The sequence below is a fragment of the Aliivibrio sp. S10_S31 genome (genome assembly GCF_014694495.1).
GTDB lineage: Bacteria > Pseudomonadota > Gammaproteobacteria > Enterobacterales > Vibrionaceae > Aliivibrio > Aliivibrio fischeri.
The window spans coordinates 18,370-44,614 of record NZ_JAAUWR010000026.1; the positions used below are offsets into that span (position 1 = coordinate 18,370).

The window sequence follows — 26,245 nt, forward strand, 5'->3', positions numbered from 1 at the left end:
TTGGTAATGTTTTGGTATTTTTCTTGTGAATTTGTATCTTGAATGTGATTTGTTTGAGTGATATTTGTGGGCGTTATACCCACAAATATACAAAGGTTAGATTAGAGCTTCACAAAGCAGTGAAATCGGATGGATGGTTGTAGTGTTAGTGTTTTCTTCGATTTGCCATTTACAAGTTTCACAATCAGTAATTGCGTAATCAGGTTTGGCAGCTTTAATTTTGTCGAATATATTCTTACCTATAGCAACTGATGTTTCGTAGTTTTCAGTTTTAAATCCATAAGTGCCCGCTAAACCACAGCATTCACTATCTAATACCTGCACCTCTAAGCCAGGAATAGCTCGGAGTAACTCAATAGTATAAATATTGCCGCCACTGCGTTCTAAATGACAAGGAGTGTGATAAACAATTTTCTTATTTAGAGGCTTCATTTTAGGTCCTCGACCATTCATGATTTCTTTTAATAAGAAACGAGTAACGTATTCAATCTTTTTGGCTACTTTGGTGTTATCTACATTTAAAACATGAGGATACTCTTGTTGCAAAGTAAATGAACATGTTGAAGAGGTGGATAGAATCGGAACATCTTGACGTTCAATCGCAGCTTCTAAGTTAGCCACATTAAATTCTGCATTTTTTTGTGCTTTCTTGTGATACCCATTAGCAATAAGAGGGACACCACAACATTTTTCCTTATCTAACAATTGAACCCCGATGTTCATATTATTCATTACTTTAATGAAGTCTTTACCTAGTTGTGGATGGTTGTAATTAACAAAACAGCCATGAAAATAATGCACTTGTCGCTCAAATACACTCTGATCATTCACTTCTTTCTTATACCATTTTCTAAAAGTACCATGAGAGTATTTAGGCAGTGATTTATGATCATGTACACCAATGGTTTTATGCATTACTTTTTTTACTAAAGGAACGCTGGTAACTGCGTTTACAACAGGTGCTACAGGAGTGGCAATTGAACCAAATAGATCCGTATGACTTAATACAAAATCACGAAGACCTTTCATGTTGTATGCTGGCTTGCCATATTTTCCACGAGCGACTGCAATCATGTCACCAATTTTAACCCCAGATGGGCAAGCGGTTTCACAACGTTTGCAATTTGTGCAGAGTTTAAGGGTTTCATCATAGTATTCTGGGCTTTTAAAACGCAGGCGTTCGCCATCTGGTCCGCATTGTTTTGGTCCTGGATAATCAGGATTTTCTTTTGCTACTGGACAATAGACGGTACAAACGGTGCACTTTAAACATTGATCAAAACTGGTATTCGCCGGCGCTCTAAAAATAAGGTTGTCTTTTAATACGCTGTCTTTTAGAAAAGACGATTTAAATAATGGGCTGCTCATAACGCGACCTCTGCTTTTGTATTGTTATTTTGTAAAAAGTCGCTGCACTGTAATTGCTCTATGATGGATTCTGCAGCGTGAAAGCCTGAACTAATTGCAACACCACTACCGCTTCCTTCTAATATCGGGTTATAGCCAGATAGAATTGCGCCAGCACAGTATAAATTGTCGATCACATGACCAGATTTAATCGCTTGGAAATTGGCTGTTGTCTTAATACCCATACTTAAAAATGGGTGCGATTGAGTACTAAAAAAATCGTGACTATACCAATCCGTTCTTTTATCACTTTGTGCTATATTCAGTCCAAATATGGGTTCAATCATTGAATCAACATTCGCCTTTAATCCTTGGCTAAAAAAGCTGCCAGTGGCTAAGACAAACTGTTTGGCCTGAAGAGGGAAATCACCATGGTTTTTAGTGAAAATGCGGTTTAAACGATAATGAGAGTGTTCAGGATCGCTTTTATCAACATAAGAGAATTCCCCTTGAACGACATGGTCACCATTTAACATGGTGCCACCCAGCTCAATAAAGGCGTGCTTCATGCTTTCTTCCAAGCGTATACCTAATAATGAAGGCGGCATAGTAGGTACTTCGCATAGTGTTAATTTGGTTAGTTGCTCAATTTCTTTGAGGTAGGTTAATCCAGTACCATTACCAAAAATAGAAGGTATTACCACTAAATCACCGGGTTGTGCATGTTGTTGTAAAGCGTAAGCGAGTTCTTGTCTGTGCGCTCGTTTGGATAATAATCGAGATAAGTCAATTGAGCGTAATTCACAATGATTACGCTTAATCTCGTTAAATGCAGAAAGAGATACGCTCGCTGTTGTTATTTCAAGAGCAGATAATTGAGTGAGTTGCTTTAAATTATCTTGAGCTAATTTAGGTTGGAAGTCACGAAAGCCATCAATGGTAACCAAAACCATTTTTTGTGTTTTATTTTTCTCTAAATCCATAGGGAATTGATGAACAAAAGGTTGTGATAGCCAGGTTGATTTCATTGTTCCTAATGGCGTTAATCGATAGTGATTTAGTCCATTATTTTGCGACGTTAATGGGACACCAATAGCTGATAATGTGTTTCTATACCAGTCGATAGCGCGTTCAACTGTTTCTTTACCTAATGTCGCGTAAGGATGGTTAGGATATTCTTTTGCGAAGGTATCAATACAAGTCATTGGGTTAGAAACAGGTTCACCTGAAGGTTTTTTTGCAAGTACATCAATTGAGCCTGATGAGAAGTGCAAAGCGCTTTGACCTGAGGCAATAACCGCGGTTTTTAATCCGGCTTCTAAGCAACGTAAAGCACAGCTTAAGCCTGCCATGCCTCCGCCTATGATGATGGTATCGAAATTCATAATGTTGCCTCTTTTGATTCTTGTTCAGAGTGTTGGTTTGGAATGTCACTTGCTCCGAACAGACCTTCGTAAATCCAATAGCTAAATTCAGCTTCTCGCAATGCATCTCCCCAGAATACAGGTTTGATGCCTTTCCAACGTTCTTCTAGAAAATGAGTTAGTAGTTGACTTGATTGGTTACCACTTATTTGTCCGCATTCTTCAAATAGCCCGGCAGCACGATAAGTACATAGTTCTCCTTGGCAAGGACCCATACCTAAGCGAGTGCGACGACGAAGATCAACCAGGTTGTGAACATCTAATTGGTTAATGGCGTAGTTAATTTCACCTTGGGTTACCATTTCGCATTCACAGATCACCGCTTGATCTTTAGCTTCATCGGTTAAAAACTGTTGAGCGCGTTCACCGTGTCGATAAATGGCACTTTGGTAAACGGGTTTTGCAAGACTTGCGGTTTTTTTTGCGGTAATTGATGCGCCATTTGATCCCGGTAGCGGACGAATATGAGTGGTGCATTCTTGGTTATTTTCGATCTTTTTAGCCACCAGATCTGTTGTCATTTCTGCCATTAAACGAGAGGTCATTAGTTTACCGCCGGTAATGGTTGTAAATCCGTCTAAGCCATCTTTTTCACCGTGATCGAGTAACACTATGCCTCGACTGATGTTTCGGCCTGTACCGTCGTCGTCAACAGCAACTAATGGGCGGACACCAGCATAGGCGCGTAAAACTCGTGTATTTGCCATGATTGGTGCGAGTTTTGCACCTTCACGCATGAGAATATCAACTTCTTTAGCACTTACATGCAAATCATCAATCTTGTCATAATCAATGTGTTCTGATGTGGTTCCGATAAGTGAAATCGTATCCCCTGGCACTAAAATATCGGCATCAGATGGTTTACGGCAACGGTTAATCACTAAGTTATTAATACGATAATCTAAGATCAGTAATGAACCTTTTGCTGGAAACATTTTGATGCTCAAATCGGCGTATTCACAAATATTTTGTCCCCAAATACCAGCGGCATTAATCACTTGTTGTGCAAAGATTTCAATTTTCTGATTGGTCTTTACATCAATACAGTTCACTCCGAGCACCGTATCTTGATGTCGAATAAGGGAAGTTACATGGGTATGTGTGAGCAAACGCGCACCGTTTTCTTTCGCATCCAGGACATTCGCTGCACATAAACGAAAAGGATCGAGCGTTCCATCTGGAACTTGAACGGCGCCAATTAAATCAGGATTCACGTTTGGCTCAAGTAATAACGCTTCTTTTGGTGTGAGTTGTTTTGCCTCAATCCCCGCCAATTCACATGAATCAATAAACTGTTTTTGAAAATCTAAATCATCATCGGGAAGAGAGATAAATAAGCCTTGAGTATCTTCAACACAATGCTTAGCAATGGTTTTTAAGATCTTGTTTTCATGGATGCATTCTTTTGCTGATTCGTTATCAGTCACGGCGTAGCGGGCACCAGAGTGAAGTAAACCATGATTTCGACCTGTGGTACCAGAAGCTAAATCGTCTTTCTCAATTAAAATACAATCAATACCTCGCAAAGCACAATCACGCATAATTCCGGTGCCTGTTGCTCCGCCACCAATAATGATAACGGAAGTTTCTAATCGAGAAGTTTTGTCCATAATTTAGTCTCTTTTTTTACCACTTTTGATGTATGAAATCATCATGATATTAATGTTCGACACATTCTTTGATCTAACGCAAAAATGTTCGTTCGCGCATTCGTCTCGTTTTCGTTTTGGTGGATATGTCACATAGAAATAAATGAACGAACAGAAAAAAGTTGAAAATTGAGAGGGGTAATGAGAATAAATGTCGTTTGTTGAGTGGTGATTTTGTAAAGATACGATCTGGTTCAAAACCAGAATAAAAGTGGTGATATAATCGGGAAAATTAATAGTCAATCTTAGGTATTGAATGATGAAAATAACTATAGATAAACAAACATTCACTATCGATGAAGAGATAACACTTTTAGCAGCTGCAAAGGAATGCAATGTCGAAATCCCTTCACTATGCGGAAACAATATCAATGGTGAGAAAGTACCATGTGATTTATGTGTAGTTGAAATTGAAGGTCAAGGAATTCAACGCGCTTGTGAAACTCAAGCGGTTGATGGTATGCAAGTGATCACTTCGTCTGAAGCGTTAGTAAAACGTCGTCAAAGTGCATTAAACAAAATTCTTTCAGATCATTACGCTGATTGTGAAGCGCCGTGCCAAACTGCGTGCCCAGCTGGCGTAGATATACAGTCATATCTGTACCACATTTCGCAAGATGATCATCAAAAAGCCATTGAAGTCATTAAACGAACATTGCCAATGCCATTATCTATTGGTCGTGTTTGTCCTGCGTTCTGTGAAGCGGAATGTCGTCGTGGTTTGGTTGATGAGCCATTAGCTATTCGTCAATTAAAACGTCATGCGGCTGACGTGGATCTACATGCTCAAGAATCTTATGTGCCACCAAAGAAAGCAGACAAAGGGAAATCCATTGCTGTGATTGGTAGTGGCCCTGGTGGATTAACGTGTGGCTATTATCTGACTAATGAGGGTTACAGTGTAACGGTGTTTGAGTCGATGCCTAAAGCAGGCGGTTGGCTACGTTATGGTATTCCTGAATATCGTTTACCAAAATCGATTTTAGATAAAGAAATTGAATTGATGTGTCGTAACGGTATGGAAATTCAAACTTCTGTGAAACTAGGTGAGGATTTCTCATTAACACAGTTAAGTGATGAGTATGATGCTGTCTGTTTGGCAGTCGGTGCTTCAAAAGCCGTTGAAATGCATTATCAAGGCAGTGAGCTTGGTGGTTGTTATTTAGGCGTTGATTACTTAAAAGATTACGTAACAGAATCTAAATTAACGACAGGTAAAAAAGTAGCGGTTATTGGTGGTGGTAACACGGCGATTGACTGTGCTCGTACAGCGGTGCGTGATGGTGCCGATACAACGCTTATTTATCGTCGTACTCGTGAAGAGATGCCAGCAGAAGATTATGAAGTGGTTGAAGCTGAACACGAAGGTGTTAAATTTCATTTCTTAACCAACCCGGTTGAAAATATTGCTGATGAAAATGGACGAGTAACTCAAGTTCGTTTAGAGAAAATGGCATTAGGTGAACCAGATGCATCTGGTCGTCGTAGTCCTCAGGCAACAGGTGAATTTTTCATTGAAGAGTTTGATACCGTGATTTCTGCAGTATCACAAAAACCGGATTTAAGCTTTTTAGAGAACGATACGATTGATTTGCCACTGACTCGTTGGAATACCGCTGACGCAAACAGTTTGACAATGCACAGTGGTGTGAAAAATATTTTTAGCATCGGTGATTTTCGTCGTGGTCCTGCAACGGCAATTGAAGCGGTTGCTGATGGCCGTATTGCTGCAGAAGCGATTGATCGTTTCTTTAACGGTGACATGGAGAAAATTCCAACCAAACCGTTTAATTCTCAAAAAGAGAAGAAGACTAAGCAAGTTGATCCTAAGCATTTTGAACATATTCAAAAAGCAATGCGCGTCATCATGCCTGAGTTAACCGCTGAGCAGCGTGAGCAAAGCTTTGATGAAGTTGAAACTGGCTTTGATAACTTGGATGCAATACGTGAAGCAGAGCGCTGCTTAGAGTGTGCCTGTCAGGCAAACACCAATTGTGGGCTGCGTGATTATGCGACTGAATATAAAGCGGATGAGACAGATTTAAGCAACGAAAGTAAGCAGAAGTTTGCTATCGATACCAGCTCTGAATTCATCGTGTTTGATGCCAACCGTTGTATTAGTTGTGGTCAATGTGTTGAAGCGTGTAACGAAAAAGGCGTGCATGGCGTTTTAAGCTTCATGAAAAATGAAGACGGAACCAATGCCTCTCGTCCTGAATGTCGTGCAGGGTTTGAGCACGGTTATCAAATGGGTAACTCAAACTGTGTGCAATGTGGTGCGTGCGTTCAAGCGTGTCCTGTTGGTGCATTGGTTGATTCTCGTGATAAATCTCAAGGCCGAATCGAAGTTTTAAAACCGGTTGATACGATTTGTACCTATTGTGGTGTGGGTTGTAAGTTAACCATGATGGTTGATGAATCAACAAACAAAATTAAATACGTTCAAGGTGCTAAATCGTCTCCAGTGAACGAAGGCATGCTGTGTGTTAAAGGTCGCTTTGGTTTTGATTTTGTCAGTAGTGATGAGCGCTTAAAAACACCGTTAATTCGTAAAAATGGTGAGTTAGTTCCTGCAAGTTGGGAAGAGGCGATCACATTAGTTGCTGATAAGTTCAGTGCCATTAAATCTCAACATGGCGGCAATGCACTAGCTGGATTCTCGTCGGCAAAAACCACCAATGAAGATAACTACGCATTCCAAAAATTAGTACGTCGTGAGTTTGAAACCAATAACCTTGATCACTGTGCACGCTTATGTCACTCAACGACAGTAACGGGCTTAGAAGCGTCTATTGGTAGTGGGGCGATGACCAATGATATTCCAAGTATCAAACATTCTGATCTGATCTTTATTATTGGTTCAGATACGACATCTGCTCACCCGATTATTGCTTCTCACATTAAACAAGCCATCCGTCATCACGGTGCTCGTTTGATTGTTGCGGATCCAAAACAAGTAGATATCTCTGATCATGCAGAGCTGTATGTAGCGCAACGTCCGGGTACGGATGTGATGTTACTTAACGGTATTATGCAGCAGATTATTAAGAATAACTGGCACGACCAAGCGTACATTTCTGAACGCGTTGAAGGCTTTGATGAGCTGAAAGCCGAAGTCATGTCAGAGGCGTATTCACATGAGAAAATTGAGCTAATCACAGGCGTAAAAGCACAAGATGTGATTGAAATGGCACGTTACATTGGTACTGCTAAACGTACTGCTATTTATTATTCAATGGGTATTACGCAGCATACGACGGGCCATGATAACGTCCGATCTATTGCTAACTTACAAATGCTGTGTGGCAACATTGGTATTGAAGGTGGTGGTATTAATCCACTTCGTGGCCAATCAAACGTACAAGGTGCGTGTGATATGGGTGCGTTGCCAACAGATTTCCCAGGTTACCAAAAGGTCGAGAATCCTGCGGTTTATGAGAAATTTGTAAAAGCGTGGAATAAGCCAACATTGCCAAGTAAGAAAGGCTTAACATTAACAGAAATCATTGATGCCGCCTGCCATGAACAAGTAAAAGGTCTATTTGTGATGGGTGAGAACCCAGTGTTGAGTGACCCTGACCAAGCACACGTTATTCACGGTTTAGAGAAATTAGATTTCCTAGTTGTACAAGATATCTTTATGACAGAAACCGCCGCGTATGCTGATGTGATTTTACCATCGTGCTCATTTGCAGAAAAAGCGGGTCATTTTACCAATACTGAGCGTCGTGTTCAGCGTATCTCACCTGCGGTAAATCCTCCGGGCGAAGCGAAAGAAGATTGGTGGATCATTCAAGAAATTGCCAATGCAATGGGTGGTGAATGGAATTATCAATCGGTTGAAGATATTACAGAGGAAATTACTCAAGTGACACCTCAGTACCAAGGTATGCATTGGGATGCCATTGGTAAAAATGGACTTCAATGGCCATGTAATGACACGAATCCACAAGGCACTCGTATTATGCATAATCAGCAGTTCTTACGTGGTAAAGGCCAAATGGCGGCGGTTCCATTTAGATATGCGGCTGAACTGCCTGATGAAGAGTATCCATTAGTGCTCACAACGGGACGTTTATTAGAGCAGTACCACACAGGTACCATGACACGCAAAACCAAAGGGTTGAACAACCTTGCTGGTCCGCGCGCTATGATGAGTGTGGCAGATGCTGAGCGTTTAGGTATCTCAAATAGTGAGATGGTTCGAGTATCAACACGCCGTGGTACGATTGAAGCTCCTGCATTTGTGACTAAGCGTATGCAAGAAGGGGTGATATTTGTTCCGTTCCACTTTGTAGAAGCGGCGGCGAATAAACTGACCACAACAGCGCTTGATCCTCATGCGAAGATCCCCGAGTTTAAAGTCGCAGCTGTGAAGGTAGAAAAGGTATTACAACCAGAACCTGAAATGTGCTAAATAACGGTTAAGGTAAATAAAATGCCCGATGATTTGAGTAATCATCGGGCATTTTTTATGTTTAGAAATAGTGTTATGAATTACTTATTGTTGATAGCGTTCAACTCTGCAATTTTCACAATCACATCAACCGCTTGTTTCATGCCATTAATCGTTATGAATTCATGAATACCGTGGAAGTTATAACCACCTGTAAAGATATTAGGGCAAGGTAAACCCATGAAGGATAAACGAGCGCCATCCGTACCGCCACGAATAGGCTTGATATCAGGTTGAATGTCACACGCTGTCATTGCTTCTTTAGCCAGTTCAATTACGTGTGGGTGAGGTTCTACCATTTCACGCATATTAAAGTAGCTATCGGTTAAGACTAATTCAACGCGACCTTTCTCTAATTTTGCATTTAACTCATTTACTTTTTTCTGCATAAAGGCTTTGCGCTCAGCCATACCTTCACGGCTAAAATCACGAACAATATAACCAAGCTCAGTTTTTGCTACGCCGCTTTCCATTGATTTTAAATGATAGAAACCTTCGTAGCCTTCGGTGCCTTCTGGTGTTTCATTTGCTGGCATCATCATTTGAAATTGAGCCGCGATATTCATGGAGTTAACCATCTTACCTTTAGCTGTACCCGGGTGAACGTTCACACCATGACAAATCACATCTGCACTAGTGGCATTAAAGTTTTCATATTCCAATTCACCAACTGGGCCTCCGTCGATAGTGTAGGCCCATTTCGCATTGAACTTCTCAACATCAAATAGGTTTGCGCCACGTCCAATCTCCTCATCAGGAGTGAAGCCGACACAAATATCACCGTGTGGGATCTCTGGATTTGCTTTTAATACAGCAATGGCGGTTAGGATTTCGGCAATGCCTGCTTTGTTATCTGCACCAAGTAAAGTCGTACCATCTGTGGTGATCAAATCATGGCCGATTAAGTTGAGTAAGTCAGGGAACTGGCTTGGTGTTAACTCTTCACCGCTAGTGCCAAGGGTTATTGTGTCGCCTTGATAATTATTGATGATTTGTGGTTTTACATTTTCACCAGACGCATCAGGGGCTGTGTCCATATGTGCAATGAAACCAATCGCTGGCACATCGAAGTCGACGTTTGAAGGTAACCGCCCCATGACATAACCATTTTCATCAATAGAGACATCAGAAAGTTCTAGTTCATTTAATTCAGAAACTAATTGGTTAGCTAAATTGAATTGTTTTTCAGTGCTTGGGCACTGCGGTGCAGAAGGGTTGGATTGAGTATCAATACTCACATAAGAAAGAAAGCGTTCTACAAGGTCTTTCATGATATTCACTCTATGTAATTGAAAACAAAATTGAGTGAAAGTATTGATCAAAAAGGTATTTTAAAGTTTGCGATGGGTCATAAAAAACAAAGTGGTTAGCGCATATTTAGATTATATGCGCTAAGTAAAAATAGTTATTTCTTATCTTTAGCTTTTAAGATGAAACCAAATTGTTCAATTAAATTGCTAATAGATTTAAACAACATAGTACGTTCTGATTTCGAGTATTTTGATAGTTCCTGATGAAATTCAATAACGTCAGACATTGTGACCCCTAGCCAGTCGGGAATATTATCACTACCTGAAATGATCCAACCAATCTCTTTTCTCAGAATAAAGCTTAAAGGGATCAATTTGGATATATGAGGGCTAGAAAGTCCGCTAGTCCAGTTAATTACCGTTCTTGTAGAGACGTCACATGCTGTAGCAATTTGAGAATTAGATAGTCCTAGCTCTGTTTTTCTTGCCTCGATCCGTCGAGAAATGCTTTCCATAGAGGTGCTTTCATCTAACACAATTATATACCTCGGAAATGTTAATTTTTAAAAACGGTTTCATTATTGAGAGAAATAATATTTCAGATTTTTATAGTTACATAAGAAATAAAGTTCATTTTGTGATTTTATTCTAAATAATAGGAACTATGCACTTTATTTAAGATGTTCTTTCTTTCAAGAATAAACGTTTTTAAATCGTCGAATTTTAAAAGAGTTAACACGAATATGTGATAACTAGATGTTGCGTGTTAAGATAAAAGTAAATTAATTTATTTTTATCTTATTGATTATAATCCAATAAGAGTGTATCGGATTGATTGTATGGCTGCATATTAATCATATTTAGATAGTATTGCAAATAGTTTATAGAATAAATATCTAATTAATTAATGTGAAAGTGTTTTATAGTGTTATTGTTATTTTAATATGTGTATGGAATAGGTTTTTAAATACATTCCATTCATTTTCTATTAATAACTTGTTCACTATGGTGAAATATGATTAGATATACTTTTATTAAGGTAATGTATTAATTTATGGTTAATTGTTTGTGTGTTTTTAGGGGGTGAAATGGCTATACCAAGACATATTCAAGCGTCGGTTACTTTTGATACTTTGCCATCGGACATTTATCTATTATTTGATGCATTTCGCTCTAACACAGAGACAAGATCTCATTCTCACTCTTGGGGGCAATTACAAATTATCAGTGGTGGGATTTTAGAGTTAGAAGCAGAAGGGCATCGTTTTTTAGCCCCTTCTCATTTTGCTATATGGGTTCCTGCTGGTGTACAACACCAAAGTTATAATCGAAAACCGATAGCGTATTGTTCGGTGAATATTATTCCAGAACTTGCGAAACAATTACCTGATCACACTTGTTTATTAGAAGTAAGCCCTTTAGTTGAAGTTCTAATTGCGGAATTACGTGAGAATAAGATCCAGAAACCTCAGAATGAGCAGCAGGAAAGATTAATTCATGTTCTTTTTGATCAACTGCTAATTGCTAAGCAGAGTGAGCGCTTTTTACCTACATCACAAGATAAGTTGCTTAAACCTATTTTAGAGGAGCTAGAAGCGAATCCTGCAGATGAAACATCTTTAGCTCAATGGGCTGCAAGAAATCATACAACAGAAAGAACATTGGCTCGCCATTGCCAAAATGAATTAGGTATGAGTTTTACTGAGTGGCGCTTACGGATCCGATACCTTTATTCTTTGGATTTATTACGAAAGAAGATGTCGATTAAAGAAATTGCGTTTAGTTTAGGCTATAACCAAACCAGTCCTTTTATTACTATGTTTAAACGATATGCAGATTGTACTCCTGAGCAGTACAAATTAAAGCATTCAATATAATGCATTAACGCTGGTCGTTTTTTTGAGCGAATTTAAAAGAAAAAAATACGATCAATAAAAAGCTTAAGGGGATGATGGCAGCTGTCATTTCGAGCCAATAAGCGCCTGAAAATAGGCTACTTAGAATAAAATGACCTACAATAGATAGAAGGGCACAGAGAATAGCAATTAGAATCAGTTTTAGTTCAGGTGACATAGGCTTTTTATTGATAATTAGTGTTGTTATTACTTTAACACGAGTGTATTGATGAGAAAGAGGTAGATGTGTGATAAGGAGAGCAAAGTGACACAAAATGAATATACTGATTATCTATTAGCGAAACCATGTTGCGAAGATTCCTTTCCGTTTGGCCCTGAGGCTCATGTTTTTAAGGTATTTAATAAAATGTTTGCTTTGATTGGATGTAGACATGGGCAATTGAGTCTTACTCTCAAAGCGACTCCTGATGATGTTACCTTCTTAACAGAAGAGTTTGCCTCAATTGAAAGGGGCTATCATATGAACAAAAAGCATTGGATTACTATCACACCTTCTCAAGAGATCACTGCAAGTATGATTGAGGCTTGGATTGATAACTCATACTCTCTTGTTACTTCAAAATTAACTAAAATAGAAAGAAGTCAGCTTAATAATTAGAAAAGATAATTTGAAGGTTGATTAAAGCTTCAACAAAATTGCACAAATGCTACCATTGATAATTCAATCATTTAAGTATTTATCGTTAAGGTACTAAAAGGAGAATTATGAAAGCAAAGTTATTTTTTACTAAAAGAATAAGTATCATTACGTTTATTTGTTGCTGTTTTTTTATTGTCACCTGGGTGATAGAAGAATTGCATCAAAAACAAAATAACTTTCTTCATAATCAAATTAGTAATAAAGCAAAAGTGGAGCTAGCAAAGGCTCGCTCTGATCTTGAGAGTGCTATCTATTCTGATATCTACTATGCAAATAGTCTAGCGACACTGCTCACCGTTAATCCTGAATCAACGTTAAAACAATGGGATCCTATCGCTCAAGAGCTTTATCGAGACTCACAATATATACGTCATTTAGCAATCGCTCCAAATGATGTAGTTAAATATTTGTATCCTCTCAAAGGAAATGAGCGAGCGATTGATCTTGATTTAAGAAGCATACCAATACAATGGATTACTGTTCAAAAAGCACGCAATAATGAGAGTATATTTATCGCAGGCCCTGTGGAGTTATTTCAAGGGGGAAAAGCGTTTATAGCTAGAATGCCTGTTTTTCTTGATCCTCCTTTTAATACACAATACTGGGGGTCTATTAGTATCGTTTTAAATATTGATGCTTTGTTTTATGGTACAGGTGTATATCAACTAAAGGTTAAATATCCTTTTGCGATGCGAGGTAAGGATAGCCAAGGAGAATTCGGCGAACTATTTCTTGGTAAAGAAAGTGTTTTTGATGATCCCATTGCGGTTGAAAAAGTAGCTTTGCCTTATGGAAGTTGGCAATTAGCAATACAAAAACAATCTCTAGAAATGTGGTATCCATGGTATCGAATTCAAATTGTTAGATTGGTTGGTTATGCCTTTTTTGGTTTAGGTGTATTTGCGTTAGTGATCATTTTTAGATTGTATGTCATGGCTATTAATAGTTCGCTTGAAGATGAATTAACTCATTTACCTAATCGACGTTATTTCATGTACACCTTAAATACGCTATTTATGAAAGCGAAAAAGAAAAATAAGTCATTTGTTTTGGTAAATTTGGATCTAAATAAATTTAAACGTATTAATGATACTTATGGTCATGCAGCAGGAGATGCTGTCTTGAAAGAAGTTGCCACGAGAATTGTTAGTTTATTAAGAAGCAATGATGTCGTTGCAAGAGTTGGGGGGGATGAGTTTTTAATATTGTTACCTAGAGTTCATAAAAAAAACGATATTGAATTGATAATGAAAAAAATTGAGACGTGTATTTCATCATCACCAGTTAAGTTTAAAGAGTGGGAAATACGTGTTGAGACGAGTATTGGTTATGCTTTATATCTTGAAGAGATGAGAAGTCCTGATGAATTACTGCATCAAGCAGATCAAAATATGTATTTAGATAAACATAATGATCAATAAAGCAGCCATTTCCAATATGAAAATGGCTTTTAATTAGAGACTAAAGCAGCTGTTAAGTTGGTATTCATCTCCATTTTTGGCTGTATATTCTTTATCAACTTGATGAGCTTTAATGTGCGAACTGTTATCACGCTTTATTAAACTAATCCAATGGCGCATAGCCGCTAAGCTAAAGTCTTGGCTAAATGTTGTGCATGTTTCTATTTCTACATCAGCGATGGTAACCAGTGAATCTTTGCCTGGAGTATGCAAACCAAAAATAATTTCAACATGACTGCCACTGTTATCTTTTAATAGAATAGTATCAGGCGATGATCTGTGTCCTGTAAAAGCAACGAATTTTCCTGGATTACGTAATCCACTGCAACCACCATCTTTAAAGAAAACCACTAAATGATGATAATCAAGTAAGTAGTTAGTAACATCTTGATGTGAACCTTTTGTTAATGGGAATAACTGGTCAAGAAGACCTTTGATTTGATGTTGCTTTTCCTCTTGTTTTGCTTCCATTTTTTCGACGGCGTAAACAGCTTCAGCCATAAACGGAGCTTCTTGTTGTGTATTACTTTCTTTGTTTATATTGGTAATCGCCATAATCGTACCCTCGAAAAAGTTTTATCTAACGCCTATTTAAATATCTGCATTGTTAGGTAAGTCACACTGGTCAGAGTTGTTTGCTTACTTAAATTGAAGCTTAGCTTAATTTTAACTACAATTTCACAACAAAAACTTAACAGTGTGAATTTTACAAGATGCGACAGTCAAAAAGTATTATTAGACAAAGCCATTTTCTTGGAACAAAAATTCGTAATCTGAGAAAACGCAATCATTTAACGATGGAAGATCTTTCTACTCGGTGTATTCGAGTGGATCCTGAAAACTCCCCATCAGTATCGTATCTTTCTATGATCGAAAGAGGAAAGCGTGTTCCGAGTGCTGATATGCTTGAAGTGATTGCAACCGTATTTCAAAAAGAAAGCAGTTGGTTTTTAGATAATGAACCCGAGCCACAAGCGATAACACCAGACAAGGGAAGAAAAGGTGGGATAAGTGGTATGGTTCTGGAACCAAGCTTCCTTTTCTCTAATGATATTCTTCAAATTGCGATTCCAGAAATGCTTAATCAAACAGGGGTGACAGGAAGGCAATTTGCTCATCTTCTTATACGTGCACACCAAGAAAATAACCAAAACCATTTCCCAGATCTAGAACGAGCTGCAGAGGAGGTAGGTTTAAAGCAATTGCCTCTTAGTGTTGAACAAATGATGGATATGGCATTAAAACATGGATTAGTTTTAAAGTGGGTGAAAGAAACACCAAAGGCCGTTGTTGATGAGTTTGGCGTTAATGGAAAAGAATTGCTTACTTCTTTTTTCGAACCACCTTGTACAGTTTATTTAAATGAGATGCTAAAACAACACCCAACAAGACTGAAATATGATTTAGCCGTTTATATTGGCCACTGCGTTTTACACAATAAAGAAGGATTAAAAAGCTCGTTATCTGTAGGAAGTCACCGAGTGTTTGATGAAGAAGTCCATCACACAGACAGTGCTTTAAATGCACAAGATATACTGCATGCGTGGCGTGATTTTGAATCAAGCTTTTTTGCTGGAGCTCTATTATGTCCTAAAGTACCATTTAGACAATTACTTGACCGATATGGATATGAAGTTGACGCTCATCGTTTAGCTGGTGTTTCACCTTCCGTTGCCATGCGAAGAATGACGGTTGTTTCGCCTTATCCTCATTGGCATTACTTTGATGCTTATGCTCCTGGAAAGCTTAAGGCTGTGTATAGAGGTAATGGGATCCCTCTGCCATGGGGAAATATGAAACAAGTAAGTGATCCATGCCAGCATTGGGCGGTATTTAGACGATTAACTGAGCCTAAAGAGGGCAGTTCTGCTCAAATATCGATTTTAAATGTAGGTCAAGAACCACGAATATATTGCTGTGAATCCGTAAATATGACCGATCCTGCTGGGAATAATAGAGTGTTATGTGCTGGTGTAGATTTAAATCCAGCAATAGAAGCACAAGGTAAAGATGCGGTTGCCCTAGCTAGAGATTTACAAAAAGCATGTGTGAAAAATGGGGGAGAAAGTTCAATTTCTAAAAATATTAAGCGAGAACTTATTAGTGTAGCTAAAATTTTAAATATTAATTGGATTGAACGTGGTGTAGAGAGTGATGCTAAAGTGATATGTTCTCGTGGTGCGGTTTGTCCTAGAAAACCTACCTGTTATAAATGATAGCCGTTAACTATTGATTTAACGGCTATTTTTTATTTTAGTTATACTGATAAACTAAGTAAGATAATCCTGATTCTGTATTGTAAAATAAGGATACATCTTCATCGATCGGAAACAGTAAAATATTCAACCCTGTTGATGGGTATTGAAATAAATTTTTATACGCAACCGCTTTTTTAGGATCAGATATAGATCCAACATAGCTTGTATAGTCACCTTCATTACATTCAAGGAAAGGCTTTTCTGGTTCCCTAGTGTATGAGCATTGTCCTGCAAATCCAGTTTCATCAATAACAATGGATACTTTGTTATAAACGTATTTATTATTTCTTTGCTTTAAGCTGTAATTGGCAATTATTTGTCCACTGTAATAATTATCATTTTCACTTTTAACGCCTATTCGGGCTGCATAATTAAATCGAATAGGATTTGTATTTAACTCATCTTTATACATTGTTTCTGTGAACTTAACATCTTGAATATATTGAGTAATAACTGTATTTGATTCATTGTTTTGTAAAAAAATAATTTTATTGTACGTTAAATCACACTGTGTACCAATTTGTCGACAAGCTGATATGTTTAAGTTATTTGATTGTCGATTAATATAATAAGTTGTGTTACTTCTTAAAATGGTTGGATCAAAAACAAATGGTAACGAGTCGCTTGTTTGGAATACATTTGGCATTAACTCTTCTAATTTTATTTCATCACTGTTTTTTTCATTTGATATATGTTTCTCAAAAGCGATCAGAAATAAACAAAAGGAGATAATAATAGTAATTGATAAAAATAAATGGTTTTTATTTAGTTTATTTTTATCAAAAAAAGTACCATTTACATCTGCTTTGTATCCTTTTTTCTTAACTGTTTCAATAAGATATATTTCATTGTAATGTAATTTTTTTCGTAAAACTGAAATCGTTTGTGGTACAACACCTATATTGCTTGCTGTTCCTTCCCAAACATAAGTAAAAATCTCGTCTTTTGAGAACACTTTATTTGGTGAGGTTAAAAGTAACTTTAAAATTTTTGATTCACTATGAGTCAGTTTTATCGTGCAATCGTTTTTATTTATTTGGTTAGTTTTTGGGTTAAACGTTATATCTTTAAATCGTATAAGATTGTTTTTAAGCATTATGTAACCTAAGAGAAGGAAACTGAAAAACTAAAGGGATAATTATTATTATTGTTATAACGGCAAGCATATCAAGAAAGAAACTTCATTATCAATAAGTAAAATAAAAACATCCATGAATGTTTTTATGGATAACGATAAAAAAAATAAATCATCTATCTAATTGAAAAAAAAGAAATAAATAATATATTTTGAAAAATTCGTTCTTATTTATAGAATTCTAATAGGAGATTCTATATGTTGGAATAAAAGAAAGGAATTGCATACTGAATATTTAGACTAAATATGATAGTAAAATAAAATTAATTAAAGGTTGTGTTTAAATATTAACATCCCAGATCGCGGTTAACGCTTATACTTTTAAGTATCTAGAAATAAAAGTATAAGCGTAGTTATCATTTAAGTTATTAATGTTTTTATGTGTTATTCATCAATATCATCAGCGTAACCTTTTGGTGGGGGAGTCCATGCTCGTTCTGATTGGTTGTGTTTATCTGAGCGGTCTTTGCTCATTGCATGTTTGATTGTTCCTTCTAGCTCAATAAACAGCTTACGATAGTTGTTATCAAAGCGTTCACCTTCAGAGTCATCTAACCACGCTTGATAGAGCTTATCTGAACTTTGATTTTCTACTTTTTTATATGCTATTTTTTGTTGTTCAACATGGAATGGGTGTTGGCCCAAACTACGCATAGCTTCCGCTCCCATTTCAAGCGCTGATCGGGTTGTTTCTGATTCAATAAAATCAGCACCGGCACAACGGAGCATATATGAATGGCCTCTATCAAAAGCTCGTGCAAGAATTTTTATTTTTGGGTATGTGTGTTTTACATATTTAACCAGTTCTATACTGCTTTCTTGATTATCAATAGCCACAACAAGCATGGCAGCATGTTCAATTCCCGCTGTATGAAGTAAGTCTGGACGAGTTGCATCTCCAAAGTAACTTTTGGTATTTACTTTTCTTAAAGAATCGACTTGATCAGCTTGATGATCGAGTACAACAGTATTCACATGATTAGATACTAAGAAACGGTTTACGACTTGACCAAATCGACCACCACCAGCAATAATCACTGTCCCTTTCTCTTCAATAGTATCGGTTTCTCTTTCGTTGGATTGCTGCTCAAATTTCGGAAGAATTACCTTATCAAACAAGATAAATAAGCCAGGAGTAAAGAACATTGAAAGTGCAACAACCAGTGATAATGGTTGAGCTACCTCTTGTGGTAAAACATGATTCTGAACAGTAAAGCTTAATAAAACAAAACCAAACTCACCGGCTTGAGCTAGGCTAAGTGTAAATAACCAACGGTTACTGTTTTTGATTTTGAAGATCAGAGCTAATATATATAGAACAGCTGCCTTTAATGTCATGACACCGATTGTCAAACCGATGATAAGGAAAAAGTCATCAAATAGAATACCAAAATCGATCCCTGCACCTACAGTAATGAAGAACAATCCTAATAAAAGTCCTTTAAATGGGTCTATGTTAGATTCGAGCTCGTGTCTAAATTCTGAGTTTGCTAATACCACACCTGCAAGGAAGGTGCCTAGAGCAGGTGATAGACCGACTAAGCTCATTAAGGCGGCAATACCAATAACAAGCATGAGTGCCGTTGCTGTGAATATTTCTCTAAGTCCAGAGCTTGCAACAAAACGAAATAGAGGGCGACTTAAATAATGACCACCAACGACAACTAATGCGATGGATGCGGTAATCACTAATCCATATGCCCACCCAGGAAGACCCGCAACGAGACTTAATTCTTCATGATGCTCAGACGCGGTTGCTGCTGCCAATTGCGCTTTTTCTACTAAATCAGGTAAAGCTAATAGTGGAATAAAGGCCAACATTGGGATCACTGCAATATCTTGAAAAAGCAGAACTGAAAAAGCATTTTGACCGCCTTCTGTTTTGGCCAGTCCTTTTTCATTGAATGTTTGCAACACAATTGCAGTGGATGATAGAGCAAAGATTAAGCCAATAGTCAGTGCAATAGTCCATGATTGGCCGAAAAACATAGCAAGTCCCATGACCACCGCAGTAGTGCCGACAACTTGCAGTCCTCCTAATCCCATTAGACGGTTACGCATATTCCATAGCATTTTAGGTTCAAGTTCTAAGCCGACAAGAAATAGCATCATAACAACGCCAAATTCAGCAAAGTGCTGAATGGTCGTTGTTTCTTCACCAACAAGACCAATGATAGGTCCTATAACCACCCCTGCAATTAAATAACCAAGAACAGAGCCTAGCCCTAGACGTTTAGCGATTGGAACAGCAATAACAGCAGCAACAAGGTAGATAAAAGCTTGTAAAAAATATCCAGTCATAATGCTTTTATTCCTTAATAAATTTATCAAATGAGTGATTTAGTTTAGGCAACGTTTTTGCTATTTCAGTATCGACGCGATCTTCAACTAAAGCGGATAGTAAAACTTTAAAACGCTCAGTGTGTCTCTCAATACGATCATCTTCTAACGCGGTTCTAGCGCCAAATAAAACTAACGGAGCAATATATTCCATATGAGTAAGCGAAGCCATCTGCTCAAGTGGATGTAAAAGCTCACGGATAGTAAATTGATTATATCCATTAGTTTGATAGGCTTCTTCTTTACCACCAGCGGTGATGGCGCATAGAAAGGTTTTTCCTTTTAGTGCGTTACCGTCTGTACCATAAGCAAAGCCGTATTCTAAAACCATATCTTGCCATTCTTTTAAAATAGCTGGTGTTGAGTACCAATAAAGTGGAAATTGAAAGATAACAACATCATGCTCTAAAAGCTGTTTTTGTTCTTTATCGATATCAATATTGAATTTTGGATAGTCATGATACAGATCGACAACAGTGACATTTTCAATTTTTTTAGCTTGCTCGATTAATGCCACATTAACTTCAGAGCGATGTTGAGAAGGATGAGCGAATAAAATGAGTACTTTTTTAGCTGGGTTTATCATAAAACCTCTTTCTATTATTTAAGTTATTGTATTTATACTTATATGATAGCAAGAAAATATAATAGAAATGATTTTCAGCTTATGAAATTTGCATAAATTCTAACAATTAGGCTTTTTAGTGTACATGTGGCGTAGATGATAGGTTAATTATTGCAATACCAATGCTGATAAAACCAATACCTAACCAAATTTTGTTGTCTAAATGCTGGTGATAAAATGCACTCGAAATCAGTGTTACTGCAATGATAGCTAAGCCTGCCCATGATGCATGAGCAATCCCTACAGGTAATGTTTTCATTGCTTGACTGAGAAAATAAAAAGCACCTAAGTGGCCAGTAATTACAATGACGTTTGGTACTAGGTGTGAAAGACCATCGGTTGCTTTTAGTGCTACGTGTGAAAACGCTTCTGAAGCAACGGCAAGAAGAAGAAAAAGCCATCCCATTTTATTAATTCCTATTTAGCGGTGTTGATAAGTAGGCGTAGTATAGTTATTTCAAATTTAATGATAATAGCTAAAAGAATGAATTACTTTTACGTGAATGTAATAATGAGAGGGTAAAGAGAAGTCGGCCCAATATTGGTGATATTGAGCCTAATTTTTAGAAGAAGTTAATTGAGCTACGGCCACTCTCAGGATCTACCGTGGTTGGTTGATCTGGTTTCTGTTTTTTCTTCTTATTTTTTTTGGTTTTTGGTGCTGAATGCTCAGGTTCACTCTGCATTGGTTGAGGTTTTTCTTCGATTTCTGGTAGTTCACCAACAGGAGTATCACAAATTACAACGTAGTATTCTTCATTAAACTCAATAACATCGCCATCATACATTTTACGACGTTTACGTTGCTCTAACTCACCATTTACACCAACATAGCCTTCGCCAATAACATGTTTAGCTTCACCACCGCCACTAACAACGTTAGCAATTTTTAGGACTTTATATAGCTCGATAGGTTGAACGTTTACTTCAACACCAATGGCTTCAACTTCAAATTCTTCTTGATCTGACATGAGGATCTCTTTGATTAGCAATTACACATATTGTAACTGAGAGCGTAAGTGTCGCCTAGGGCTATTTTTTGTCTAAATGAGGCCTGTGATGGTTATGTATTTTGGTTACCATTACTTGCGATCTGTTTTTAATCCGTGGATAGTAGGGGAGTATATTTCTGAAGTAGTATTCGTGATAAGAGAAGTTGAGGGACATTATGAAAAAACTGATACTAATAAGTACAGTGTTACTTCTTGCTGGGTGTGCGGCAACACCAGAAAAATTACGTCAATCTGAGCCTGATTTGTTGTTAGAAAGCACTAATGATTCAAAGCAAGTTGCAGATTGTATCGCTGAAAAATGGGAGAGTCTGGATTATTTGATATATAGCCCAGTAGTTAATTATCGGGTAAAAGATTCAGGTTATCAGATCACGCATTACATTGACGGTGAACTAACGTATTTAGCTGATATTAAAACTACTTCCGCTGGTTCTAAAGTGCAAGTATATACCACATCCATAGAGCTTGAGTTTTTAGAAGATAAAGCTCTTAGCTCTGTTAAAGTGTGTAGTTTATAGCATCGAAATAAAACGGTGCTGTATTATTAGCACCGTTTTATTAAGAGTTAATCAATGATTTCAATATCTGTTTTAGGAACAGAGCAACAAGCCAGTATCATTCCAGCGTCTTTTAATTTTTGGTTAAGAGCGGGAGAATCTTCTTGTTCAACTTCACCTGATTCTAATGTTACGCGACAAGCACCACATAAACCGGCACGACAGCTGTTATTTATGCTTAATCCTGCCTCTTCGACTTGCATAAGGAGCGATTGCTCCGTATTACCCGTGAATAAGTGACCATTTAAGCTGATAGTGATTTCTTCTGGAGTATCCGGTTTTTTACTTGTGTGTGTGATTGCTTTTTCCTCTAGTGCTTCAGAGCTAGAATCAAGGTAAAACTCTTTTTCTTTACTTTCTAAAACCTCAATCTTATCACCTAGCTTAATTGTGCCTTCATTTTTGGCAATGAGGTTTTGCCCAAAATACACATTGCCACTTTCATCAGCGCGGAAAGTTGAGAACGTTTTTAAGGGTTCTTTATCTGGGTGATATTGTGCCGTTCTTGGGTTTACTGTTGTTAAAATGCAACGTTGGCAAGGTTTTACTATTTCAAATTCGACTTCACCAATGCGAATGCGCTTCCAAGAATCTTCAATAAAAGCATCATCACCAGAAATCACTAAGTTTGTGCGAAATTGCGACATTGTATGATGGCTACTACTGCGCTTATTTAGTTCTGCAAGAGAGGCTTCGCTAATGACAAGCAATGGATAACCATCGGCAAAGCTCACGTTTGTTTGGATTTTTTCACGGATACGATTTGATTGCTCACCAGTATAAAGTAATTGCGCATCTGTTGATAAAATTGAAGAGAACCATTGATTAGCTTCTTGATTCGTTGAATAGGCAGAGAAAGAGTCATTCCATACTTTTGCTTCTGTCTGCTTCATCTCTAATTCATTGAAAGTGAGATGCAAATCAATTAATCCTGGATAGCAAAGAATTAGACCATCAGGTTCAATGACCGCACTAATTTTAACCATTTGAGGATGAGTGCGAGCGGTGATCATTTTGCCATTAGGGTCGGTAACCATAAAGCGACGGTCACACTGTAGTCCTTGCTTTTCAACGTAAGCGCTAGATTGAGATACACCAGCAATTGATTTAACAGGGAAAATATTAATTTGAGATAAAGTTGAAATTGTTTTGCTCACAATGATGTCCGTATTATATGTGTTATGGAAATAAGGAGTGTACCAAAAGTACTTGAGATACACTCTTTCAATGATTAAGTCATTTGGAAAGAAGTAAAATTAACGGTAGTTATAAAGTCTTTCTCTGTTTGTTCTATGGTGAATGCCCAGTTCATTCTTTCACAAATACGTTCAACAATAACTAGGCCACAACCATATCCTGCATTATAGGTATCATTGCCATCGTGGCAGTTGGTAATGCAAAGTTGGTTGTTATTAAGCTCTATTTGAATGTCTCCAACACTGTAACTGAAAGCATTCTTGATTAAGTTATTAATCACAACGGTAATAAAGCTACTAGGGGCAAGGCAAGGCTCTCCTTTAATGATTGAAAGTTGTGCCCCCATCTCTTGTTTGGCAAATAAAGGCTGTAAGTGATCGAGTTGAGTTTTTAGAATATCTTCAATTTTATAATGATGAAAATGATGCGCTTCAATTTCTTGTTTACCTAAAAGCAAAAAGGTTTCTGTAAGCAGTGTCATCTCTTCACTGGCTTGATGTAAGCGATTAATTGCTTTTAGAGCAACATTTGGTTGATTTGGCACTTTTGCTAATAAATCAGCAGAGCCTTGGATTACCATTATTGGTGTTCTTAATTCATGAGAAGCAAAGCGACTGAACTCTTTCTCTCTCGTAAAGAATTGAGCAATATGATGTTTGCTTTCTAAAAGAGAACGTTCAATCTCTTGGGTTTCTTGATATTTAGTATCAATAGTAAAGTCTGGGTGTTCGGGTGACATTAATCCTACTTTGTGTTGGATATGACGAAGTGGCACCGAGATACTACGAACAAAGTAAATACCATATAAGATCATTAAAATGGTTGAAAAAGTGCCTAAAAATAAAGTTAATGTATGTAGATTGGCCTCATATTCATCTAAATAGTCATCCGCATCATCTTGAAAAAGTATATACAGTAGTCCCTTACCAGAAGGATGTGGACTAACGATAAAGTGCTTGTCTTCTGTGCCTAAAAGTTGCTCATATAGACCTGCTTTTTTATAGTTATTCAACCAAAGAGGGTGCTCTCTTTCACTCCAATACGTAGAAAACTCATCTTCATTAGGCAATGGTGTATCATCACCTAATTGAGCGTATTTCTTGATGTATTGGTTTGCTTCTGTGTCTAACCAGTGATGTAAGCTGATGATCTCTAATTGATCTTCTGCAATATAAATAACCGCCCAGAATAATCCGAACATCAAAAAAGTGAGGATGCCAAATGTCCAACGGATCTTTTTAAAAAAGCTTGGTTGTTGCGAGCCTTTATTTAAGTCGGTAGCCTTTTCCATGAATGGTCTCTAGTCTTGGAATATCAAAATCTTTATCAATGGCGTTTCTTATGGTGTACAAGTGGCTTCTTAGGGCGTCACTTGATGGTGATTCATCACCCCAAACGTGTTCAATGACTTCATTTTTACTGACAATATCAGGTGCTTTTTTCATTAATAACCCAATAATCTTTAATTGTATTGGTGCTAGTTTTATGAGTTTTTGTTGGCGATATAATGTACCAGCTTTTATATCCATTTCCATATCTTCAAAGGTCAGTTTGCCTATGTCAGTTCTTCTGCCTCGTTTAGATAGTGCTAACAAGCGTACGTGCAATTCTTCCATGGCAAATGGTTTCACTAAATAATCATCACCGCCTATCTCAAAAGCATGAACCTTATCTTCCAGTGTATCTTTAGCGGTTAAAAAAAGAATTGGCGTACTACAAGCATAATCAGTACGTAGAACTTCAACGGTACTAATACCGTCGAGCTTGGGCATCATGATATCCATGACAATAACATCAAAGGTTTCTTCTTTTAATATTTCGATGGCAGCTGCACCATGGTAAGCACAATCAATGTCAATGCCAACCAGCTCTAAATAATCAGCAATGGTTTCTGCTACATGGTGATTATCTTCAACAATTAATACTTTCATTTTCTTCTTCACGAATCCTTCACACTCTGTACGCTATTTTACCCCCATAAATTGCATTAAATATAATAATTAGGTTAAAAAATGAAGAAAGTTGCTGTTTTATTATTAGGAAGTATGGTTTTAACGGGTTGTGGTTCTGATGAATCAAGCGATAGCCGCGCATCAAATACTTACATGGGAGAGATTGAGTCTGTTAATGCTCATGCAGATTCAATGACAGTTAATGCTATGGCGTTAAGTTTGTCTAATGCTCGAATTGAGTTGAATGGGCATTATGTTGATTCAACAGAGCTTGAGCCAGGTATGCAGGTTGATGTTGAGTATGACGATGGTATTGCATATGAAGTTGATATTGATCCTGAAATTGTTGGTATCGCTACTCTAGTTACAGAATCTGAAATTACTGTCAATGGTCAAGTATTTGAACATGCAAATATTGCCAAAGATCTTATTGGTACTAATTCGAATCGAGTGATGTTATTTGGTTACGTTGATCAAGCAGGTAAATGGGTGATTAATGCAATTCATAAAGCGAATTTCCTACCTGCAGAAGATTTGTATGAAGGTAAAATTACTTCTATTGAAAAAGCGAGTTCGCATTTTAATATTGGAACAATGAAAGTTGATTATTCAAACGCTGGTATGGATTATGAAGATTTAGCCGAGCTAAAAGTTAACGCTTGGGTTGAAGTTGAAGGGCACTTTAGTACTGATTTTAAAGCTTATGATGTCGATGTTGAAGATGATCTAGATTTAGCAAATGCGGAAGTAGAAGGTTACGTTACAGCCTTGAATAATGATAAAACATTAATGACGCTAAACGGAAGAGTTGACGTTGTGATTACGGAAAACACTCGTTTTGAAGATGGAATTAAAGATGAATTGAAAGTTGGCTCTCGAGTTGATGTTAATTTGATAAATAATGCAGGCCAACTGCAAGCATCAGAAATTGAATTTGATTAATTTGTGAAAATATTAAAACCACTGACTTTCATGAGTCAGTGGTTTTTTTGTTTTTGTAGGTAATATAAAAAATAAGTCATCATG

Annotated in this window: 21 protein-coding genes; 7 read left to right on the forward strand and 14 right to left on the reverse strand. The window is 37.3% G+C overall.

Annotated features, from left to right (window positions below):
* Positions 1 to 96: 96 nt before the first annotated feature.
* The 3 genes from glpC to glpA are packed head-to-tail and all read right to left on the reverse strand — an operon-like array spanning position 97 to position 4,381.
* Positions 97 to 1,368 (reverse strand): anaerobic glycerol-3-phosphate dehydrogenase subunit GlpC, encoded by a 1,272-nt coding sequence (glpC, locus tag HC728_RS17855; protein ID WP_194688053.1) that lies wholly within the window; start codon positions 1,366 to 1,368, stop codon positions 97 to 99.
* Positions 1,365 to 2,732 (reverse strand): glycerol-3-phosphate dehydrogenase subunit GlpB, encoded by a 1,368-nt coding sequence (glpB, locus tag HC728_RS17860; RefSeq protein WP_190395838.1) that lies wholly within the window; start codon positions 2,730 to 2,732, stop codon positions 1,365 to 1,367. Before glpB ends, glpC begins: the two co-directional genes overlap by 4 nt.
* A complete protein-coding gene (gene glpA, locus HC728_RS17865; protein ID WP_190395839.1) occupies positions 2,729 to 4,381 on the reverse strand; it encodes an anaerobic glycerol-3-phosphate dehydrogenase subunit A in 1,653 nt (550 codons plus the stop codon). The genes glpB and glpA overlap by 4 nt, the downstream gene beginning before the upstream one ends.
* A gap of 295 nt (positions 4,382 to 4,676) precedes the next feature.
* Here glpA and fdhF point away from each other — a divergent pair, with 295 nt between their 5' ends.
* Positions 4,677 to 8,837 (forward strand): formate dehydrogenase subunit alpha, encoded by a 4,161-nt coding sequence (gene fdhF / locus HC728_RS17870; RefSeq protein WP_065622855.1) that lies wholly within the window; start codon positions 4,677 to 4,679, stop codon positions 8,835 to 8,837.
* 80 nt (positions 8,838 to 8,917) lie between these two features.
* Here fdhF and pepT read toward each other — a convergent pair whose 3' ends face one another.
* Together pepT and HC728_RS17880 are read right to left on the reverse strand one after the other, a co-directional pair.
* A complete protein-coding gene (gene pepT, locus HC728_RS17875) occupies positions 8,918 to 10,147 on the reverse strand; it encodes a peptidase T (protein WP_017019789.1) in 1,230 nt (409 codons plus the stop codon).
* Between the two features lie 134 nt (positions 10,148 to 10,281).
* Entirely contained in the window at positions 10,282 to 10,662 is a 381-nt protein-coding gene (locus HC728_RS17880; protein ID WP_005422154.1) for a helix-turn-helix domain-containing protein, read from the reverse strand.
* Positions 10,663 to 11,214: 552 nt separating this feature from the next.
* Between HC728_RS17880 and HC728_RS17885 the strand changes: the two genes are divergently transcribed.
* The 3 genes from HC728_RS17885 to HC728_RS17895 all read left to right on the forward strand — a co-directional run bounded on the left by HC728_RS17885 (position 11,215) and on the right by HC728_RS17895 (position 14,103).
* Complete coding sequence (locus HC728_RS17885; RefSeq protein ID WP_026029378.1) at positions 11,215 to 12,003, forward strand: helix-turn-helix domain-containing protein; 789 nt, start codon at positions 11,215 to 11,217, stop codon at positions 12,001 to 12,003.
* 262 nt (positions 12,004 to 12,265) lie between these two features.
* Positions 12,266 to 12,640 (forward strand): MmcQ/YjbR family DNA-binding protein, encoded by a 375-nt coding sequence (locus HC728_RS17890; protein ID WP_017019787.1) that lies wholly within the window; start codon positions 12,266 to 12,268, stop codon positions 12,638 to 12,640.
* A 107-nt stretch (positions 12,641 to 12,747) separates the two neighbouring features.
* On the forward strand, positions 12,748 to 14,103 hold the full coding sequence (locus tag HC728_RS17895; protein WP_065597867.1) for a diguanylate cyclase domain-containing protein: 1,356 nt from the start codon (positions 12,748 to 12,750) through the stop codon (positions 14,101 to 14,103).
* A 33-nt stretch (positions 14,104 to 14,136) separates the two neighbouring features.
* On the opposite strand, the gene HC728_RS17900 is transcribed toward HC728_RS17895, so the two are convergent.
* The gene (locus HC728_RS17900) at positions 14,137 to 14,697 is read right to left on the reverse strand and encodes a malate synthase (RefSeq protein ID WP_017019785.1); all 561 of its coding nucleotides are present in this window, start codon (positions 14,695 to 14,697) and stop codon (positions 14,137 to 14,139) included.
* Between the two features lie 158 nt (positions 14,698 to 14,855).
* On the opposite strand from HC728_RS17900, the gene HC728_RS17905 reads away from it, so the two are divergent.
* A complete protein-coding gene (locus tag HC728_RS17905; protein ID WP_012535451.1) occupies positions 14,856 to 16,358 on the forward strand; it encodes a DUF3612 domain-containing protein in 1,503 nt (500 codons plus the stop codon).
* A 37-nt stretch (positions 16,359 to 16,395) separates the two neighbouring features.
* Here the strand turns inward: HC728_RS17905 and HC728_RS17910 are convergent, their stop codons facing one another.
* The 5 genes from HC728_RS17910 to HC728_RS17930 all read right to left on the reverse strand — a co-directional run bounded on the left by HC728_RS17910 (position 16,396) and on the right by HC728_RS17930 (position 21,471).
* A complete protein-coding gene (locus HC728_RS17910; protein ID WP_017019783.1) occupies positions 16,396 to 17,496 on the reverse strand; it encodes a winged helix-turn-helix domain-containing protein in 1,101 nt (366 codons plus the stop codon).
* 423 nt (positions 17,497 to 17,919) lie between these two features.
* A complete protein-coding gene (locus tag HC728_RS17915) occupies positions 17,920 to 19,836 on the reverse strand; it encodes a monovalent cation:proton antiporter-2 (CPA2) family protein (protein WP_017019782.1) in 1,917 nt (638 codons plus the stop codon).
* 7 nt (positions 19,837 to 19,843) lie between these two features.
* Entirely contained in the window at positions 19,844 to 20,461 is a 618-nt protein-coding gene (locus HC728_RS17920) for an NAD(P)H-dependent oxidoreductase (RefSeq protein WP_017019781.1), read from the reverse strand.
* 115 nt (positions 20,462 to 20,576) lie between these two features.
* Entirely contained in the window at positions 20,577 to 20,906 is a 330-nt protein-coding gene (locus HC728_RS17925) for a multidrug efflux SMR transporter (RefSeq protein WP_005422175.1), read from the reverse strand.
* Between the two features lie 157 nt (positions 20,907 to 21,063).
* Positions 21,064 to 21,471, reverse strand: a complete 408-nt coding sequence (locus tag HC728_RS17930; protein ID WP_017019780.1) for an RNA-binding S4 domain-containing protein — start codon at positions 21,469 to 21,471, stop codon at positions 21,064 to 21,066.
* 197 nt (positions 21,472 to 21,668) lie between these two features.
* Between HC728_RS17930 and HC728_RS17935 the strand changes: the two genes are divergently transcribed.
* A complete protein-coding gene (locus HC728_RS17935) occupies positions 21,669 to 22,031 on the forward strand; it encodes a hypothetical protein (protein WP_017019779.1) in 363 nt (120 codons plus the stop codon).
* A 47-nt stretch (positions 22,032 to 22,078) separates the two neighbouring features.
* Here HC728_RS17935 and HC728_RS17940 read toward each other — a convergent pair whose 3' ends face one another.
* The 3 genes from HC728_RS17940 to HC728_RS17950 all read right to left on the reverse strand — a co-directional run bounded on the left by HC728_RS17940 (position 22,079) and on the right by HC728_RS17950 (position 25,198).
* A complete protein-coding gene (locus HC728_RS17940; RefSeq protein ID WP_017019778.1) occupies positions 22,079 to 23,227 on the reverse strand; it encodes a YcbX family protein in 1,149 nt (382 codons plus the stop codon).
* A gap of 74 nt (positions 23,228 to 23,301) precedes the next feature.
* Entirely contained in the window at positions 23,302 to 24,558 is a 1,257-nt protein-coding gene (locus tag HC728_RS17945; RefSeq protein ID WP_065597864.1) for a HAMP domain-containing sensor histidine kinase, read from the reverse strand.
* Positions 24,533 to 25,198 carry a response regulator transcription factor gene (locus HC728_RS17950; RefSeq protein ID WP_065597863.1) on the reverse strand — a complete coding sequence of 222 codons (666 nt, stop codon included), beginning with the start codon at positions 25,196 to 25,198 and terminating at the stop codon, positions 24,533 to 24,535. The genes HC728_RS17945 and HC728_RS17950 overlap by 26 nt, the downstream gene beginning before the upstream one ends.
* Positions 25,199 to 25,279: 81 nt before the next feature.
* On the opposite strand from HC728_RS17950, the gene HC728_RS17955 reads away from it, so the two are divergent.
* Positions 25,280 to 26,161, forward strand: a complete 882-nt coding sequence (locus HC728_RS17955; protein WP_065597862.1) for a DUF5666 domain-containing protein — start codon at positions 25,280 to 25,282, stop codon at positions 26,159 to 26,161.
* The last annotated feature ends 84 nt before the right edge of the window (positions 26,162 to 26,245 follow it).